This is a genomic window from Paenarthrobacter sp. CC6 (assembly GCF_040560085.1).
In the GTDB taxonomy this organism is placed as follows: domain Bacteria; phylum Actinomycetota; class Actinomycetes; order Actinomycetales; family Micrococcaceae; genus Arthrobacter; species Arthrobacter nicotinovorans.
The window spans coordinates 26,991-43,571 of record NZ_JARDAN010000023.1 but is presented as its reverse complement, the minus strand read 5'-3'; the positions used below and the strand labels follow the sequence as shown (position 1 = coordinate 43,571).

The following is a 16,581-nucleotide window of genomic DNA, read 5'->3' as shown; positions in this document are numbered from 1 at the left end:
CCTGGCTACTGTGTTGCTGTCCTAGATTGCGGCTGCGCCACGTTCGCCGGTCCGGACCCGGACCGCTTCATAAACGTCCATGGTCCATACCTTGCCGTCACCTGCGCGTCCGGTATTCGAGCTGGCAATGAGGACATCCAGGATGTCGTCCGCCTGCTCGTCGGTGGCGAGAACCTCGATCCGGATCTTGGGCAGCAAATCCACGTTGTACTCAGCTCCGCGGTATACCTCGGTATAGCCGCGCTGCCGGCCATAACCACTGGCCGCGCTGACCGTCAGGCCCTGGACTCCGTAGGCTTCGAGGCCTTCACGGACCGCTTCAAGCTTTTCGGGACGAACGATCGCTGTGATGAGCTTCATGCCTGGACACTCTCCTTGCCCTCTGCGGGTGCCTTGGTTGCGGTGGTTTCCGACTTGCCGGTCATGGCCTCGTGCAGCGGCTGGAAGCTGCCGCCGTGGCCGTTGATGCCGAACTCGTAAGCGGTCTCAGCGTGGAGGCTGAGGTCAACGCCCACGTTCTCCTGTTCCGTGGAAACCCGGAAGCCCATGGTCTTGTGGATGGCGAAGGCGATGATGGCCGTCATGACAGCCGAGAACGCGATGGCAATGCCGGCCGCAGCAAGCTGTGCCCACATCTGGGTCCATCCTCCGCCGTAGAAGAGGCCGCCTCCAACTCCGTCCACGGACTTGGCGATGAAGCCAAGGGCCACGGTGCCGATGATTCCGGAGACGAGGTGGACTCCCACGACGTCCAAAGAGTCATCGAAGCCCCAGCGGAACTTCAGGCCGACAGCCAGGGCAGAGGCCACACCGGCAACCACACCGAGCGCCAGGGCGCCGATGGGATCAACGTTTGCGCAGGCAGGGGTGATGGCTACCAAACCGGCGACTACACCGGACGCTGCGCCGAGCGATGTCGGGTGGCCGTCGCGGATACGTTCCGTGATGAGCCAGCCGATCATGGCTGCCGCGGGTGCTGCCAGGGTGTTGATCCAGATCAGGCCCGCCTGTTCCGCAGTGGTAGCTGCGCCGCCATTGAAGCCGAACCAGCCAAACCACAGAACTGCAGCACCGAGCATGACGAACGGGATGTTGTGGGGACGGTGGTTGGGATCCTTGCCGAAACCGCGGCGGTTGCCAATGATGAGGACCAGGACGAGAGCTGCAACACCGGCGTTGATGTGAACCACGGTGCCGCCGGCGAAGTCGATGGCCGGGCCGAGGGCCTTGCCGATTGCGCCTTCGGGGCCGAACAAGCCTCCACCCCAGACCATGTAGGCCAGCGGGCAGTAGACCAGGGTGACCCAGACCGGAACGAAGATGCTCCAGGCACCAAACTTGGCACGGTCTGCGATCGCACCGCTGATGAGGGCGACGGTGATGATGGCGAAGGTAGCTGCGTAGCCAATCTTGATCATCGCGTCCGGGGTGGTTTCAACTCCGATAAGACCGAACGAAGCGAACGGGTTGCCCACGATCTCCAGGAAACCTTCCCCGGAGCTCATCGATGCGCCCCACATCACCCAGACGACCCCGACGATGCCGATGGAGATGAAGCTCATCATCATCATGTTCAAGGCTGCCTTGGCGCGTGTCATGCCGCCGTAGAAAAATGCCAGACCAGGTGTCATGAACAGCACAAGCGCCGCCGCCACCATGACCCATACGTGACCTGCGGTAAGTTCCATGGTGCACGTTCCTCTCTTGCTAGATCTGCGGTTCAACCGCTGTCCTGACGCCTTTTGCGTCCTGCTTAAGAGTTTTGTGCCGCCGTGTTTCACCTGCGCTGGATTTATATTGCGGGCCGGTTACAACAACCTCCCCAACGTAAATGGTGCATATCTTCGATGTTACGGATATGTTTCAGGCGTCAGACTTCACAGGAATTGCCCAGCTCAACCCCGTCGCAGCGCAGAAGTGCCAAAAACCCACCAGAAGGACCAGCCCCGAATGACCCAGTCGTCCCGATCCACCAAAGTTCCAAGGATCCGGCAGGAAAAGGCGCCCTTGCCACGGGACATCAAGGTGATGTTGGCTGCCGCGTTCCTGATCGCCTTGGGATTCGGGCTGGTCGCTCCCGTTCTGCCGCAATTCGCCACGACCTTCGACGTCGGTGCCACCGCGGCTGCCGTGATCGTGAGCATCTTCGCTTTCATGCGGCTGGTCTTCGCGCCGGCGGGCGGGGCCTTGATCGGACGGTTCGGGGAACGGAACGTGTACGTCTCCGGCCTTTTGATCGTTGCCGTATCCACGGCGGCCTGCGCGTTTGCCCAGGACTACTGGCAGCTGCTGATCTTCCGCGGACTCGGCGGGGCCGGCTCGGTGATGTTTACGGTTGCGGCCATGGGATTGCTCATCCGGCTGGCTCCGCCGGAACGGCGTGGCAGGGTATCCGGCGCCTATGCTTCGGCGTTCCTGATTGGCAGCGTCCTGGGGCCGGTGGTGGGTGGCCTGCTGGCAGGTTTCGGGCTGAGGGTTCCCTTCCTGGCCTATGCCGGAGCGCTCCTTGTTGCTGCCCTGGTAGTCCGGACAATGCTCCGAGGTGACGGCAATGCCGCCCAGGAGGCCGGACCGGCACCCGCAATGGCTTTGAAAGAGGCGCTGTCCGACTCCGCCTACCGCGCCGCAGTTTTTTCCAGCTTCGGCAACGGCTGGGTGACGTTCGGCGTCCGCATGGCTACCATTCCGCTCTTTGCTGTGGCCGTCCTGGATTCACGTCCGGAAACCGCTGCGTGGGCACTGGCCGTGTTCGCCGTCGGAAATGCCCTTGCCCTGACGTTCTCCGGCCGCCTGGCAGATGCCTGGGGACGAAAACGCCTGCTGATCCCTGGCCTGGTCATCACTGGACTGGCCACCGGGCTCATCGGCCTGACCACGGATCTGACTGCTTTCTTCATCGCCTCCGCCATAGCAGGCTTCGGCTCCGGCTTGCTGGGGCCGGCGCAGCAGGCCGCCGTCGCCGATGTCATTGGAAGGGGACGCTCGGGCGGCAAGGTGCTTGCCGTCTTCCAGATGGCTGCCGATACTGGCGCAATCATCGGCCCGGTGGTTGCCGGCCTGATCGCCGACCGCTTGGGCTATGGCTGGGCGTTCGGCCTGACGGGTGCGGTGCTGTTGGTCACCGCGGCAGCGTGGCTGCCTGCAAGGGAACCCCTTAAACGTAGGAACTGACCGGCGGCCGAGGTTGCCCGGTTTCGGGTCAACCACTGCTGCCGGCCAGTCCAGTGGGAGTTCTGTTTGGCTGGAGCTCTTCAGCTGTTCCGCTGTTTAGTTGAGCAGTGCGTCAACGAAACTTTCCGCTTCGAAGGGTGCAAGGTCGTCCGGGCCTTCACCCAGGCCGATCAGCTTCACCGGAACGCCGAGGGACTTCTGGATGGCGACAACGATGCCGCCCTTGGCCGTGCCGTCGAGCTTGGTCAGCACGATGCCGGTGATGTTGACCACTTCAGCAAAAACCCGTGCCTGATTGAGTCCGTTCTGGCCGGTGGTGGCGTCCAGTACCAGCAGGACCTCGTCCACCTCCGCCAGCTTCTCGATGACCCGCTTCACCTTGCCCAGCTCATCCATGAGGCCGGTCTTGTTTTGCAGGCGTCCTGCCGTGTCCACCATGACAACATCGACCTCCTGGTCGATGCCTGCCTTCACGGCCTCGTAAGCAACCGAGGCGGGGTCCGCACCGTCGATGTCGGACTTGACCGTGGGCACACCCACGCGCTGTCCCCACGTGGCCAGCTGCTCAGCCGCGGCGGCACGGAAGGTGTCAGCAGCACCAAGCAGCACGTCCTTGTCTTCGGCCACCAGGACACGCGCCAGCTTGCCCACGGTGGTGGTCTTGCCGACGCCGTTCACACCGACAACAAGCACGACGGCGGGACGGTCGCCTTTGCGTTCGACGTTCAGTGAACGGTCCATCCCGGGATCAACCAGCTTGATGAGCTCTTCCCTGAGCATGGCCTTGACGTCTTCGGGGCTGCGGGTGCCCAGGACTTTGACACGCTCACGCAATGCATCAACCAACTGCATGGTGGGCTCGGTGCCGAGATCGGCCAGGAGAAGGGTTTCCTCCACCTCATCCCAGACGTTCTCGTCGATCTTGTCGCCGGACAGCAAGGCCAGCAGGCCCTTGCCGAGGATGTTGTTGGACTTGACCAGGCGGGCGCGCAGGCGGGTCAGGCGCCCTTCGACCGGCGCCGGGGTGTCGATGGCGATGGTTTCGAGCCCTGCGGCGTCGTCCGGAACATCCGTGCCTTCGACTGTTCCGTCAAAGGTCGGGGCCGGTGCCTTCGCCGCATCCGGGCGGTCCTCCACAAGGGTTCCGCCGCCTGCTGCCGACGACTGCAAAGGATCGTTCGCATCTCGCGTTCCGGGGTATTTTGCGCCCGATTTGCGGGCCTTCATCAATACCGGCACGAGTCCGCCGACCACTACGAGCGCAGCGAGAATGGACAGAATTATGGGTAGGAAATCGTTCACTCCCCTACCTTCTCATAAAGCTAAGCCCCGGCACCGAGCCTCTGGCTGATGACGGTTGACACGCCATCACCGCGCATCGTCACACCGTAGAGGGCATCGGCCACTTCCATGGTGCGCTTTTGGTGGGTGATCACGATGAGCTGGCTGGACTCCCGCAATTCTTCAAAGATGGTGATGAGCCGGCCCAGGTTGGTGTCATCCAGCGCCGCTTCGACTTCGTCCATGACATAGAACGGTGAAGGCCTCGCCTTGAAGATGGCAACCAGCAGTGCGACAGCAGTCAGGGAGCGCTCACCACCTGAAAGCAGTGAAAGCCTCTTGATCTTCTTCCCGGCGGGACGGGCCTCTACCTCGATGCCCGTGGTCAACATGTCATCCGGATCAGTAAGCACCAGCTTTCCCTCGCCACCGGGGAAGAGCCTGGCAAAGACGTGGTCGAACTGGGCTGAGGTGTCCGCGAAAGCTTCCGTGAAGACCTGCTGGACGCGTTTGTCCACCTCTTTGATGATGTCCAGCAGGTCTTTCCGGCTGGACTTGAGATCTTCCAACTGCGAGCTGAGAAACTGGTGCCGCTCTTCCAGGGCTGCAAACTCCTCGAGCGCCAGCGGGTTCACTTTGCCCAGGGCTGCCAGCTCGCGCTCGGCCTTCTTCAGCCGCTTCTCCTGCTCCGCCCGGACAAAGGGAACACCTTCCACCACAGGTTCGCCGTTTTCGTCGACGGGGGCCCGCAGTTCGGCCCATTTGTCCGTGGTGGATCCGGCGGGAAGCGGAACCGGCCGGTCCGGGCCGTAGTCGGCAATGAGCTGCTCAGCGGAAAGTCCCAGTTCCTCGATTGCCCGGCTTTCCAAGGCCTCGATCCGCAGCCGCTGTTGTGTCCGTGCCATCTCATCCCGATGCACCGAATCGGTCAGTTCGGCAAGCTCGCGTGCCAGGGCCTCGTTGCCCGAGCGGACGTCCGAAAGCTCTTTTTCAAGGAGTTCGCGTTTCTGCTCGGCCTGGTCCCGTTCATCGGCAGCCACCTCCACCGAGACGTCCACGTAGCGCAGAGTCTGTTCGACCGCCGAAACAACAGCGGCAGCACGCTGGGCCTGTGACCTGCGACGCTGGGCCCGTCGTGCAGCCTCCTCACGCGCACGGCGTTCGGTGGCTGCAGCCCGCTCCAGGGAGGCAGCCCGGTTGCTGACCGCGCCCAGTTGCTCTTCGGCAGTGCGAAGCGCCAGCCGGGCTTCCGTCTCCAGGGCGCGGGCCGTCCTCGCCTCAGCGGCAAGTTCATCCCGCTGGTCGGTGGAGGGTTCCTCGTCAGGGACTTCCTGGGCGGCAGCAAGGCGCTCGGCAGCAACTTCCAGATCCAGCTGCGCCTCCGCAATATTTGCTTCAGCCTTGGCCATGGAGGCCGCCAGACGATCGCTTTCGCCCACTGCGCTGCGCAGAACAGAATTCAGGTGGCCCAGGCGTTCGGCGACAGCAGCAAGCCGCGCGTCGGACTCATGCAGTCTTTCCAGTGCGGCATCGGCACGTTCCTGCGCTTCGGCGCGGCGGGCCTGGGCCCCGGCGAGGGCGAAACGGCCACGCTCCAGCCGGGCGGTGACCTCATGAAGGCGGGCATCGGCGTCGTCCACTGCGGCCTGGACTTCAAGAAGCGATGGTGCGGTGGCTGAGCCGCCAAGGACAGTCACGGCCGTAAAAACGTCACCGTCGATGGTGACTGCCTTCACTTCAGGGTGGTCCGCGACCAGCGCCGCCGCCGTGCGGAGGTCATCGACCACGACGGTATTGGCCAGGAGTCCGAGGGCACCGTGGCCCGCCGGGTCGGCTATTTTTACGACGTCGACAGCCCGGCGGCATCCCGCAGGCAGTTCGACGGCGGTCCGGGCGTCGTCTTCTTCGGCGAAACCGCCGGCCAAGAGCAACGCCGCACGACCGGCGTCGTCCTTCTTCAACAGACCCAAGGCCGCAACGGCGGCGTCGGCACCGGCAACCACCAGGGCATCCGAGGCGCTGCCCAGGGCCGCGGCAATGGCGGCCTCGCAGCCGGGCTCGATGCTGATCAAACCCGCCAGCGGACCGAGTACTCCTTCGGTCGTCAGCAGGTGCCCGGAGCCATCTTTGCGGTTGAGTCCGAGCTGAAGCGCATCCCGCCGGGCCGTCAGGGCGTCCCGCTCACGGACTGCCTCCCGCTCGGAAGCCTTGAGTTCCTCAATTTCAGCAAGTACTCCGTCCAGCGCCGCGCTTGCTTCCTCGTATTCGGCATCCAGGCTTTCCTCGCCGTCCTCGACGCCGGCTACTTGCGCTTCAAGGGCGGCGAACTCGCTTTGCGCCTTTCTACGCCGCTCATCTCCGGCCCCCAGCGACTCCCGCAACCTGCCGCGCTCGGCCTCGGCTGCCTCTGCCCGGGACCGTGCGGCAGCAAGCTGGCCGGCGAGACGGGCAAGCCCCTCGCGGCGGTCGGCTGCAGCTCGCAACATGACTGTGAGGCGTTTGTCTTCGGCGGCTGCGAGTGCTTCGGCTGCGTCCTTGGCGACGGTGGCTTCAAGCAGTGCGGCCTGTTTTGCCAGGATGTCGTGTTCCAGGGCTGCTTGTTCCTCGCGGACCCTGGCGGCCTGGCGCTCGAGGTGTTCCGGATCGCGCCCCGATTCGGGTGCGGTTTCGGAGGAGCCCAGCAGGCGCCGCCGTTCAGCGGCCAGCGAACCCAGCGAACGCAGACGCTCCCTGCCGGCGGAGAGCTGGTACCAGGTATCGCGGGCGGCGTTGAGGCGGGGGGTTGCTTCTGCGGCGTGCTGTTCCAGCTCTGCTTGCCGTCGCCGTCCCACGCCCAGCCCGGCTTCGACTACCTGGCGGCGTTGCTTGAGCGCGGCTTCGTCGGCGACGTCCTGTTCCAGGGTGGTTGTCAGTTGTACGAGGTCGTCGGCAAGGAGACGGGCGCGGGCGTCGCGTACGTCGAACTGGACGGTTTGGGCGCGGCGGGCGATTTCGGCCTGTTTCCCCAAGGGGGTCAGTTGCCGACGGATTTCGGCGGTGAGGTCACTGAGCCGTGCCAGGTTGGCCTGCATGGCCTCCAGCTTGCGCACTGTTTTTTCTTTGCGCCGCCGGTGCTTGAGGATGCCTGCGGCTTCTTCGATGAAGCCCCGGCGGTCTTCGGGCGTAGCGTGCAGGACGCGGTCCAGCTGGCCTTGGCCAACGATCACGTGCATTTCCCGGCCGAGACCGGAATCCGAGAGGAGTTCCTGGATGTCCAGCAGCCGGCACGGCGCACCGTTGATGGCGTATTCGGAACCACCGGTGCGAAAGAGGGTGCGGGAAATGGTTACTTCGCTGTACTCGATGGGAAGCGCGTTGTCCGCGTTGTCGATGGTCAACGACACATGGGCCCGGCCAAGTGGCGGGCGGCCCGAGGTTCCGGCGAAGATGACGTCTTCCATTTTTCCGCCGCGCAGTGTTTTTGCGCCCTGCTCGCCCATGACCCAGGCCAGCGCATCCACCACGTTGGATTTGCCGGATCCATTGGGACCGACGACGGCAGTGACGCCGGGCTCGAAGTCGAACGTCGTGGCCGACGCAAACGACTTGAATCCGCGGACGGTCAAACTTTTCAAATGCAAGGCGCTTCGGTTCTCCTGGGTGGCCCGGGTGTTTGTGTCCCCCTAAATCTACTGCCGTTTACGTGAAATCCGCGGATCTGCAGCGGGAAAGCCTTGCGGCAGGGATGCCGCACCCCTACACTCCTGCCAAGGGTTACTTGGTGGATTCGTTCCGGTGATCCGGCCTCGGCTTGAACTTCTGTTCGGCTTTGGCTGGATCCGGTCCCGTAGTAGGAACGCCTGTCCACAAGGCACCGTGGTTTCAATAACTGAAGATCTTGGTTTGACCCTGGCTGGGGAGCGGCAAGCAGGGGCTGCGTGAAGACGCAGACCCGTCGTAGCAATTGGCGTACCACTCCAGGAGTTCTCATGCCCGGTCCTTCAGTAACCCCACCTCAGCGGGCCCTCAAGGGGCTGCTCTTCACTTTGGTGCTGGCAATGGTGGCAGCGTTGCTGCCCCTGACCGCCCCCGCGGCTGTGGCGGCGGGTCCCTGCGACCCCATAGTGAACGCTGTGGCGTGTGAGAATTCCAAACCGGGCAGCCCGCCCTCGGAATGGGACATTGATGGGGCCGGGGATGACACAATCCAGGGTTTCTCCACCGAGATCAGCGTCAATGCCGGACAACCCATCCGCTTCAAGATCGACACGAAGGCCCCCAGCTACACCATCGCGATCTACCGCACGGGCTGGTACGGAGGCAACGGTGCACGGAAGATTGCCGACGTCACTCCATCGGTCCTGCGCCAGACGCAGCCCGCATGCAGGAACGATCTGACGACCGAACTCTATGACTGCGGTACCTGGGCTGTTTCGGCCACCTGGCAGGTACCTGCGACCGCGGTCTCAGGGGTCTATATCGCCCTTCTCACTCGACCGGATACGGGCGGCCAGAGCCACATCACCTTCATCGTCAGGAACGACGGAAACCGTTCATCGATCGTTTTCCAAACAGCGGACCAGACCTGGCAGGCCTACAACACGTATGGCGGCGCCGACTTCTACCAGGGGGCCGTCAACGGGCGCGCCTACAAAGTGAGCTACAACCGCCCCGTGAACACCCGAGGCGGCATCGGAGGCCGGGACTTCTACTTCGCCAACGAATATCCGATGGTGCGGTTCCTGGAACAAAACGGCTATGACGTCAGCTACGTCAGCGGCCTTGACGTTGACCGCAATGGTGCGGAGCTGCTGAACCACAAGGTATTTCTTTCCGTCGGCCACGACGAATACTGGTCCGGCCCCCAAAGGGCCAACGTTACTGCGGCCCGCGACGCGGGCGTCAACCTCCAGTTCCTTTCAGGCAATGAAATGTACTGGCGTACGCGGTTCGAGCCCTCCTCCGTGGACGGCGCCGCGGGCCGCACCTTGACCTGCTACAAGGAGACGTGGAGCAACGGAAAGATCGACCCCACCAGCCAATGGACCGGAACATGGCGGGATCCGCGCTACGCATCCCAGGCCAATGGCGGTGGTCTGCCCGAAAACGGATTGACGGGCACGCTGTATATGTCCAACTACACCGACCTTCCAGTGACGGTGTCAGCCGCTGAAGGAAAGTCGCGGTTGTGGCGCAATACCTCACTGGCTTCCCTGCCCGCAGGTACCACTGCTGCCTTGGCGCCGCACACAGTGGGCTATGAATCCGACGAGGACCTCGATAACGGTTTCCGGCCGTCAGGTCTGATCCAGCTGTCCACAACAGTCGGCAGCGTCAGCGAGTACCTCCAGGATTACGGAAATACGGTCAAACCCGGCACAACCACGCATCACATCACCCTGTACCGGGCGGCCAGCGGGGCTCTTGTCTTCTCGGCCGGCAGCGTCCAGTGGACCTGGGGCCTGGATCAGGAGCACGACGGCGACGGCGCCGCTGCCGATATGCGCATGCGGCAGGCTCAAGTGAACCTGTTTGCGGACATGGGCGTTCAGCCGGCAACCCGCGCGGCCGGGCTTGTTGCTGCGAGCGCGAGCTCGGATCTGACCGGCCCCACGGCGACCATCACCGCTCCAGCCAACGGCGCGACCATCGCGCACGGAAGCAGCGTGACGGTCACCGGAACTGCCACGGACACCGGCGGTGTTGTGGCCGGCGTCGAGGTTTCCACCGACGGCGGTACTACCTGGCACCCGGCCCAGGGCAAGGCTTCCTGGACCTACACCTACATCCAGAAAGGCCTGGACACCGCCGCGATCCAGGTTCGGGCCGTGGATGACAGCGCCAACATCGGAGCCGTGGCTACGAGGAACCTTGGCCTCACCGGACCCTACAGCGTCTTTGGCCAAACTGTCCCTGCCATCACCGACTCCGGAGACGGCGGAGCCTACGAAATGGGCCTGCGGTTCACGCCCTCAGTAAATGGCTTCGTGACGGGGGTCCGGTTCTACAAGAGCTCGGCCAATACCGGAACCCACACGGGTTCGTTGTGGAGCTCCACCGGCACCCGCCTGGCTACCGCCACTTTTGCCAATGAAACCGCCTCGGGCTGGCAGAGCGTGCTGTTCAGCCAGCCGGTAGCAGTTTCCGCGGGCCAAAAGTACACGGTCTCGTACTGGGCACCCAGGGGGCACTATGCCACCAAGGACTACCAGTGGGCGAGCTTTGGATTCAATGATCCGCCATTGAAGGTCACAGGTGGTTTTGGGGCGGAGCCTGCGGGCGTCTACAACACCTCGCAAGGCTTCCCGACCACCAGTTTCAATGGCGGCAACTACTTCGTTGATGCAGTTTTCAGCACCGTGGATACTTCGCCGCTGACGGTGTCCGGGCAGTCCCCCATTCCGTCATCGTCCAGCGTCCCCGTGACCACCAAGGTCAGCGCCTCCTTCTCCAAGCCAGTGACCCCAGCCAGCGTCCAGCTGGTCCTGAAGTCTTCTGCCGGAACGGTAACGGGCACCACGAGCTATGACGCGACCACGCGCAAGGCAACGTTCACTCCGGCATCCCAGCTGGCCTTCAGCACCGTGTACACGGCAACGTTGTCAGGCACCGACACCACGGGAGGCCAGGTCACCTCGGGCGGCACGTGGACCTTCACCACCGCTGCCACGGCGTCCGTGCCGGGATCGTGCCCGTGCAGCCTCTATGACGACTCCGTCACTCCCGGCATCGCGGAAATCCAGGACGGAGTCCCGCTGACCCTGGGAGTACGGTTCACCAGTGTCTCCGCCGGTCAGGTAACCGGGGTCCGCTTCTACAAGTCAGCCGGCAACACCGGCACCCATACAGGCGCGCTCTACACAGCGGGCGGGCAGCAGCTGGCAACGGTCACCTTTGCCAATGAGAGCAGTTCCGGGTGGCAGACGGCCATGTTCAGCCAGCCGGTCCAAATGGCTGCCAATACCGAGTACATAGCTAGCTACAAGTCAACCACGGGCGCATATTCGGCAACCGCCAACGGCTTTGGGGCCGGACTGAGCGTTGGACCGTTGCGGACTGTGTCGGACGCCGGGGCCTACAGCTACAGCGGGGACTTCCCTGCTTCGAGGTCCTCCACCAGTTACCTGGTGGACGTAGTGGTGGTGGTCTCGGCGCCTCCGTTCACCGTTGGTGGCCACTCCCCCATTCCGAACGCCTCGAGCGTTCCGCTCAACACAACGGTCAGCGCGGTTCTTTCGGAAGCAGCCGTGTCCTCAAGCGTCGCTCTGTCACTCAAGACGGCCGCAGGTGCCGCCGTTGCCGGGACTACTGTCTATGACAGCAACACCCGCAAGGTGACCTTCACGCCCTCGGCACCTTTGGCGGCGGCTACTTCCTACACGGCCACGGTGACTGCTACGGCCGTTTCCGGACAACCAATGTCATCCGGTGGGACGTGGCAGTTCACCACAGTACAGGCCGCGGGCACACCCGGTTCGTGCCCGTGCACCCTGTACGAGGACACGGTGACGCCAACGACCCTCGAATTAGATGATGGCGTGCCCTTGACCTTGGGTGTCCGCTTCACCAGCGACACTGCGGGCCAGGTGACCGGTGTGCGCTTCTACAAGTCGGCCGGCAACACCGGGACCCACACCGGATACCTCTACACGGTGGGCGGCCAGGTCCTGGCGACCGTGACGTTCACGAACGAATCCAGCACCGGCTGGCAGACTGCTACGTTCAGCCAGCCCGTGAACATCCAGGCAGACACCGAGTATGTAGCTGCCTACAAGACGCCCACAGGCAAGTACTCCTACACCTCCGGTGGCTTCGGTGAAGGCTTCACGAGGGGACCGCTGAAGACCCAGCCGGATTCGGGGGCGTACTCCTACACCAGTGACTTCCCGAGTACGGCGTCCACGGCCAGCTACCTGGTGGACCTGGTCTTCACCGTAGCCGCACCTCCCCTGTCCATCAGTGCCCAGGTGCCCGCTCCAGGAGCCGCCGCCATTCCCACGGACGTGAAACCATCCATCACGTTCTCCACCGCCATCAATCCGGGCGCCACGTTCACTTTGACCGCGAACGGATCCTCTGTCGCAGGAACGGCAGCACTGTCAGCTGACGCCCGCACCATCACGTTCACGCCGACGGCCGCCCTTCCCGCCAACACCCAGATATCCGCCAACGTCTCGGGCGTGGCCACCCCGCAGGGGCAATCCCTGCCCCCGACCACCTGGCAGTTCACCACGGCGGCGGCAGCGGTCCAGCAATCGACGATCTTCGGTTCGTTGCTTCCCCAGGTTGCCGCCAACTCCGACCCGCTTTCGGTGGAGCTCGGAACTGCCTTCACGGTGTCCCAGGCGGGGAACGTCACAGGGATCCGCTTCTACAAGGGAACCGGGAACACAGGCACCCATGTTGGTTCGCTGTGGAACGCCGCAGGCACCAGGCTGGCACAGGTGACCTTCACCAACGAAACGGCCACCGGCTGGCAAACCGCCACCTTGGCAACCCCGGTTGCCTTGTCTACCGGACAGACCTATGTGGTCTCCTACCGGGCGCCAAACGGCCGCTACTCCTCAACGCAGGGATTCTTTAACCAGACATGGACGAGCGGAGTGTTCACGGCCTCGGGCCCCAACAACGGACGCTACCGGTACGGCTCAGGCGGCGTGATGCCCACCAGTTCCTGGAACGCCACGAACTACTTCGTGGATGTGGTGTACTCCACCGCAGCTCCAGCCCAGCAGCAGGCGGCGCCGTCACCATCACCTACTGCCACGCCGACAGCAACCCCAACAGCAACAGCGACAGCGACCCCGACCCCGTCACCGACAGCGACCCCGTCACCGAGTCCGTCACCCAGCCCGACCCAGACTGGACTCGTCTGCGGCTTGCTCGGGATCTGCTGAAGCAACAACGTCAGCGAACGACGCTGGGCGACCAACCATGGGCAATGAACATGCTTGGTTGGGCGCCCGGTTCCGTTTCCAGCTTCCAGATGTTGCTGTCCCCGTCCGTTGTCTCGTCCGGCAAGCCATAGAGAAGGCTCCGGTCATCGAGCCACTCGATTTGGTCATCCACACTGCGCTTTTCGGCAAGGACGGTCTCGCGTCCGCTGGCGAGGTCAAGAACCGCGATGTTCCAGTGCGCTGCCAGCGCGCCGCCGTCGTTCTTCTTGTACGCGATCCGGGTCCCGTCCGGGGAAATCGAAGGACACTCCACGTTGTCATGGACAGCCGTCAAAGTCCTTGCTGACAGGCTCCCCCGCACCAGCCAGATGCGTCCGGAGGCGGCCGCAGTGGCATAGAAAACATCCGCCTGGTCCGGTGCGAAGGTCACCCCCCAGATGTTGCGGTCGGTAGCCTGCAACCGTTCGCCGTTGACCAGCAGGGCGAAGTCCTCGAGGTTGCCGGTGGAACCGCCTGGGAGGCTGATTTCGGTGGCGGTGGAAAATCCTGCTGTCGCATAGGAGTGGCCGGTGACGAACACCGTAGTGGCAATATTGGAGCCGTCGGGGCTGATCCGGGTCCGGCTGGGGATCCCGGGAAGCGGCCAGGCCCGTTGCTGCTCCCAGTTACGGTTGAACACCTCGGCTTCAAAAGAGGTCACCAGCCCTCGGTTGGTGCGCAAACACACCACCTGCTCCGGCGAGCCGTAGACCCGGTCGCATTCCTGGCCGCTCACGGCCCGGCTACCGCCGGGATCCGACAACGGAACAGTTGCGGCGTTCCCGTACCCCTGCCCTGACGCGGTGTTCCGGAACAGCACGAACGGAGCACCGGGGAGCTGTCCGCCGGCTGAGGTCCCCACGGACGAGGCCGCCGTCCGGCTTTCTTCAAAGCGTTGGTAGGCCCCCACCGCGTAGACGCCCGCTGCGACCAGGACCAGTACAGTGACCATCAGGAGGACACCCCACCGCACCTTCCCCGCGGCAGCTCCCCCGGAGGCGCGTTCCCTCATGCTTCGTCGCTCACGTCGGCCGGGACATCGCGCTTGGCACCTCGGAGGATGAAAACCACAGCCACAACGGCACAGGCCAAAAGCGCCCCTGCCAAGAGCATCGCGGTGGAAGCACCAACGGCGTACCACAGCACACCGAATCCGGCCGATGCCAGCATGCGGGTCAGAGCCACCACGGTTTGCGCTGAGGCGATTCCCGTGGCGAGTTTTCCCGACGGCGTCAGCTGGCTGGCCAGCGCGGCCAGGACGCCGTCAGTGCCTGCGTAAAAGGCACCCAGCAGGACCAAACAGCCCAGCGTCGCCCAAAGCCCGCCAAAAGGAGCCGCGGCCAACAGATAGGTGGCAAGCAGCGCAACGTGCCCGGCGACGAACACCGGGATCTTCCCCACGCGGTCTGCCAGCCGTCCCAGCGGAATGGCCAAAGCAAGAAACACCACGTTGGTGCCCACAAAAAGCAGGGGAAACCACTGGACCGCGAAGGAATCCCTGTCCTGCAGGACCAGGTAGATGAAACCGTCACCAATCGTGACCAGGCCCAAGAGCCCTGCCGCGATCAGCAGCTTGCCCAAACCCGGTTCCTTCAAATGGCTCCAGGAAAATGCGAAAAGCCTGCGGTCCTGCCGTGCCCCGGCTCCCTTCAGGGCCTTGGCCTGAATGTCGGGCACCACCAGGGCAAGGACGGCGACACCGATCACCGCGAAGGCCAGGGACACCACGAACACGGTGCTGAACCCGTTGGGAATCATCAACAGCACAAAGAAGGCGATCAACGGACCCGCTGCCGCGCCGATGTTGTCCAGCATCCGGTGCACGCCGAACGATCTCGCCAGATGCTGCGGCTGCGCCGAGACTGAAATCAGCGCATCACGCGGAGCGGTCCTGATGCCTTTGCCGATGCGGTCACCGGTAACAATGGCCGCAATCGCCCAAAAACCCCCGGCGAAAAGGAAACCGATCCTGGCGAGCATGGACAAGCCATAGCCCGCCAAAGCTATCCGTTTGGGGTGGCCGCTGCGGTCGGCGGCCCAACCTGCGGCGATCCTGACGATGGCGCTGGCACCTTGGTTGATGCCGTCGATGACACCGAAAGCGATCGTGGACAGGCCCAGGAAACCTGTCACGTACAGGGGCAGGATGGCCGACACCGATTCCGAGGAAACATCGGTGACCATACTGACAATGCCCAGCCAAAGGATGACCGGAGACAAGCGGAACGGCACCTCGCTGGATAGTGCCGTCCTCGTGCCCTGCGGTTTGTCCCGCTTACCGCCGCTGCGGTCAGAAAGGGAAATATACATGGGTGCCCTAGTCCGCCGCCGTGTGCAGGCTGCCCAGAAGCTGGAACCGCGAGCTGCCGGTCCCTGTGGTTGATACCGAAACAGTGACCGTATCCGTTCCCCGTACGAACCGGGCAGCCATGGCACCGTCAGCGGCTGGAGCGTCTTCGGACCAGAATCCATGCGATACCAAGGAATCTCGGAAGGAACCCAGCACCTGTGCCTGGGGCTTGTCGATGATGCCGTCAGCTGCGACCTGGAGCGTGTTGCCCGAGGTCGACACGGAGGTTGAACCGATGGTCGACCCCGCTGGCAAGGTGAGGATCCCTGCGGGCCAGCCGTCCACCATTTCACCGGCTGCGGTACCAGGCTCCGGCAAGGCTCCGGTGATCAGTGGAGCGGGAGCAGTTGGCGCGGGCAGCCCTGTCGGTGTTGCCGTCACAGGGGGAAGGACTTCCAGTGGCTGACCGGCGGACGGTGACGAACCGCCGTCGCCACCGTTTTCAGTACCTCCGCTTGCTGAAGCATCCGACGGCGAACTGCCGGAGCCGGGTGCCTCGGCGCCTTGCGAAGTGGTTCCCGCCGAGGCTGTTGACCCGGGGGCAGTCGAGCCCGGGCTTGGCGACGACGAGGACGTCGTCTGCGCCGAAGGGGCCGGCTTCACCGCCAGTTGGTCAAAGAGTATTGCGACGGCGGCGATCAGCACGGCAAGGCATATGCCTGCGATGACCAGCCGCCGCGCCATCATGGCATGACCGGAAGAACAGCCCCGCCCGGCCGCGGATTTACGGCGTGGGACTCAGGGGCGGCGGGTAGAAGTGACGCCACCTGCGACGAGGTGGCGTTCGGCCGTGCGATGGCGATGTACCGCACCAAGCGTTTCATGGGGACAGTCTGCCATTCACGCCACGATTCCGGAACAGTT

At 63.8% G+C, this 16,581-nt stretch carries 10 protein-coding genes; 2 read left to right on the top strand and 8 right to left on the bottom strand.

Annotated features, from left to right (window positions below; genetic code table 11):
• Positions 1-21: 21 nt before the first annotated feature.
• The gene (locus tag PV760_RS18915) at positions 22-360 is read right to left on the bottom strand and encodes a P-II family nitrogen regulator (protein WP_167262769.1); all 339 of its coding nucleotides are present in this window, start codon (positions 358-360) and stop codon (positions 22-24) included.
• Positions 357-1,688, bottom strand: a complete 1,332-nt coding sequence (locus PV760_RS18910) for an ammonium transporter (RefSeq protein WP_018776216.1) — start codon at positions 1,686-1,688, stop codon at positions 357-359. Before PV760_RS18910 ends, PV760_RS18915 begins: the two co-directional genes overlap by 4 nt.
• Positions 1,689-1,950: 262 nt before the next feature.
• Here PV760_RS18910 and PV760_RS18905 point away from each other — a divergent pair, with 262 nt between their 5' ends.
• On the top strand, positions 1,951-3,171 hold the full coding sequence (locus tag PV760_RS18905; RefSeq protein WP_354628447.1) for an MFS transporter: 1,221 nt from the start codon (positions 1,951-1,953) through the stop codon (positions 3,169-3,171).
• A 96-nt stretch (positions 3,172-3,267) separates the two neighbouring features.
• Here the strand turns inward: PV760_RS18905 and ftsY are convergent, their stop codons facing one another.
• Together ftsY and smc are read right to left on the bottom strand one after the other, a co-directional pair.
• Positions 3,268-4,473, bottom strand: a complete 1,206-nt coding sequence (gene ftsY, locus PV760_RS18900; protein WP_018776218.1) for a signal recognition particle-docking protein FtsY — start codon at positions 4,471-4,473, stop codon at positions 3,268-3,270.
• A 20-nt stretch (positions 4,474-4,493) separates the two neighbouring features.
• Positions 4,494-8,072 carry a chromosome segregation protein SMC gene (gene smc, locus PV760_RS18895; protein WP_354628446.1) on the bottom strand — a complete coding sequence of 1,193 codons (3,579 nt, stop codon included), beginning with the start codon at positions 8,070-8,072 and terminating at the stop codon, positions 4,494-4,496.
• Positions 8,073-8,420: 348 nt separating this feature from the next.
• Here smc and PV760_RS18890 point away from each other — a divergent pair, with 348 nt between their 5' ends.
• Positions 8,421-13,328, top strand: coding sequence for a DUF4082 domain-containing protein (locus PV760_RS18890; protein ID WP_354628445.1), 4,908 nt, complete (start codon positions 8,421-8,423; stop codon positions 13,326-13,328).
• A gap of 10 nt (positions 13,329-13,338) precedes the next feature.
• Here PV760_RS18890 and PV760_RS18885 read toward each other — a convergent pair whose 3' ends face one another.
• From PV760_RS18885 to PV760_RS18870, 4 genes are read right to left on the bottom strand one after another with little or no spacing between them, the layout of a single operon-like run.
• Positions 13,339-14,379, bottom strand: coding sequence for a TolB family protein (locus tag PV760_RS18885; protein ID WP_354628444.1), 1,041 nt, complete (start codon positions 14,377-14,379; stop codon positions 13,339-13,341).
• A complete protein-coding gene (locus PV760_RS18880) occupies positions 14,376-15,677 on the bottom strand; it encodes an MFS transporter (protein ID WP_493002014.1) in 1,302 nt (433 codons plus the stop codon). Before PV760_RS18880 ends, PV760_RS18885 begins: the two co-directional genes overlap by 4 nt.
• A 7-nt stretch (positions 15,678-15,684) precedes the next feature.
• Positions 15,685-16,404, bottom strand: a complete 720-nt coding sequence (locus PV760_RS18875) for a hypothetical protein (protein WP_110503996.1) — start codon at positions 16,402-16,404, stop codon at positions 15,685-15,687.
• Positions 16,401-16,541, bottom strand: coding sequence for a hypothetical protein (locus tag PV760_RS18870; RefSeq protein ID WP_155845886.1), 141 nt, complete (start codon positions 16,539-16,541; stop codon positions 16,401-16,403). Before PV760_RS18870 ends, PV760_RS18875 begins: the two co-directional genes overlap by 4 nt.
• Between the last annotated feature and the right edge of the window lie 40 nt (positions 16,542-16,581).

What these genes read in the sequence shown, in the direction of transcription:
- PV760_RS18875 (WP_110503996.1), bottom strand. Translation starts at nt 16,404, where the DNA reads ATGATGGCGCGGCGGCTGGTCATCGCAGGCATATGCCTTGCCGTGCTG.
- PV760_RS18885 (WP_354628444.1), bottom strand. Translation starts at nt 14,379, where the DNA reads ATGAGGGAACGCGCCTCCGGGGGAGCTGCCGCGGGGAAGGTGCGGTGG.
- PV760_RS18905 (WP_354628447.1), top strand. Translation starts at nt 1,951, where the DNA reads ATGACCCAGTCGTCCCGATCCACCAAAGTTCCAAGGATCCGGCAGGAA.
- PV760_RS18890 (WP_354628445.1), top strand. Translation starts at nt 8,421, where the DNA reads ATGCCCGGTCCTTCAGTAACCCCACCTCAGCGGGCCCTCAAGGGGCTG.
- PV760_RS18910 (WP_018776216.1), bottom strand. Translation starts at nt 1,688, where the DNA reads ATGGAACTTACCGCAGGTCACGTATGGGTCATGGTGGCGGCGGCGCTT.
- PV760_RS18870 (WP_155845886.1), bottom strand. Translation starts at nt 16,541, where the DNA reads ATGAAACGCTTGGTGCGGTACATCGCCATCGCACGGCCGAACGCCACC.
- PV760_RS18880 (WP_493002014.1), bottom strand. Translation starts at nt 15,677, where the DNA reads ATGTATATTTCCCTTTCTGACCGCAGCGGCGGTAAGCGGGACAAACCG.
- PV760_RS18915 (WP_167262769.1), bottom strand. Translation starts at nt 360, where the DNA reads ATGAAGCTCATCACAGCGATCGTTCGTCCCGAAAAGCTTGAAGCGGTC.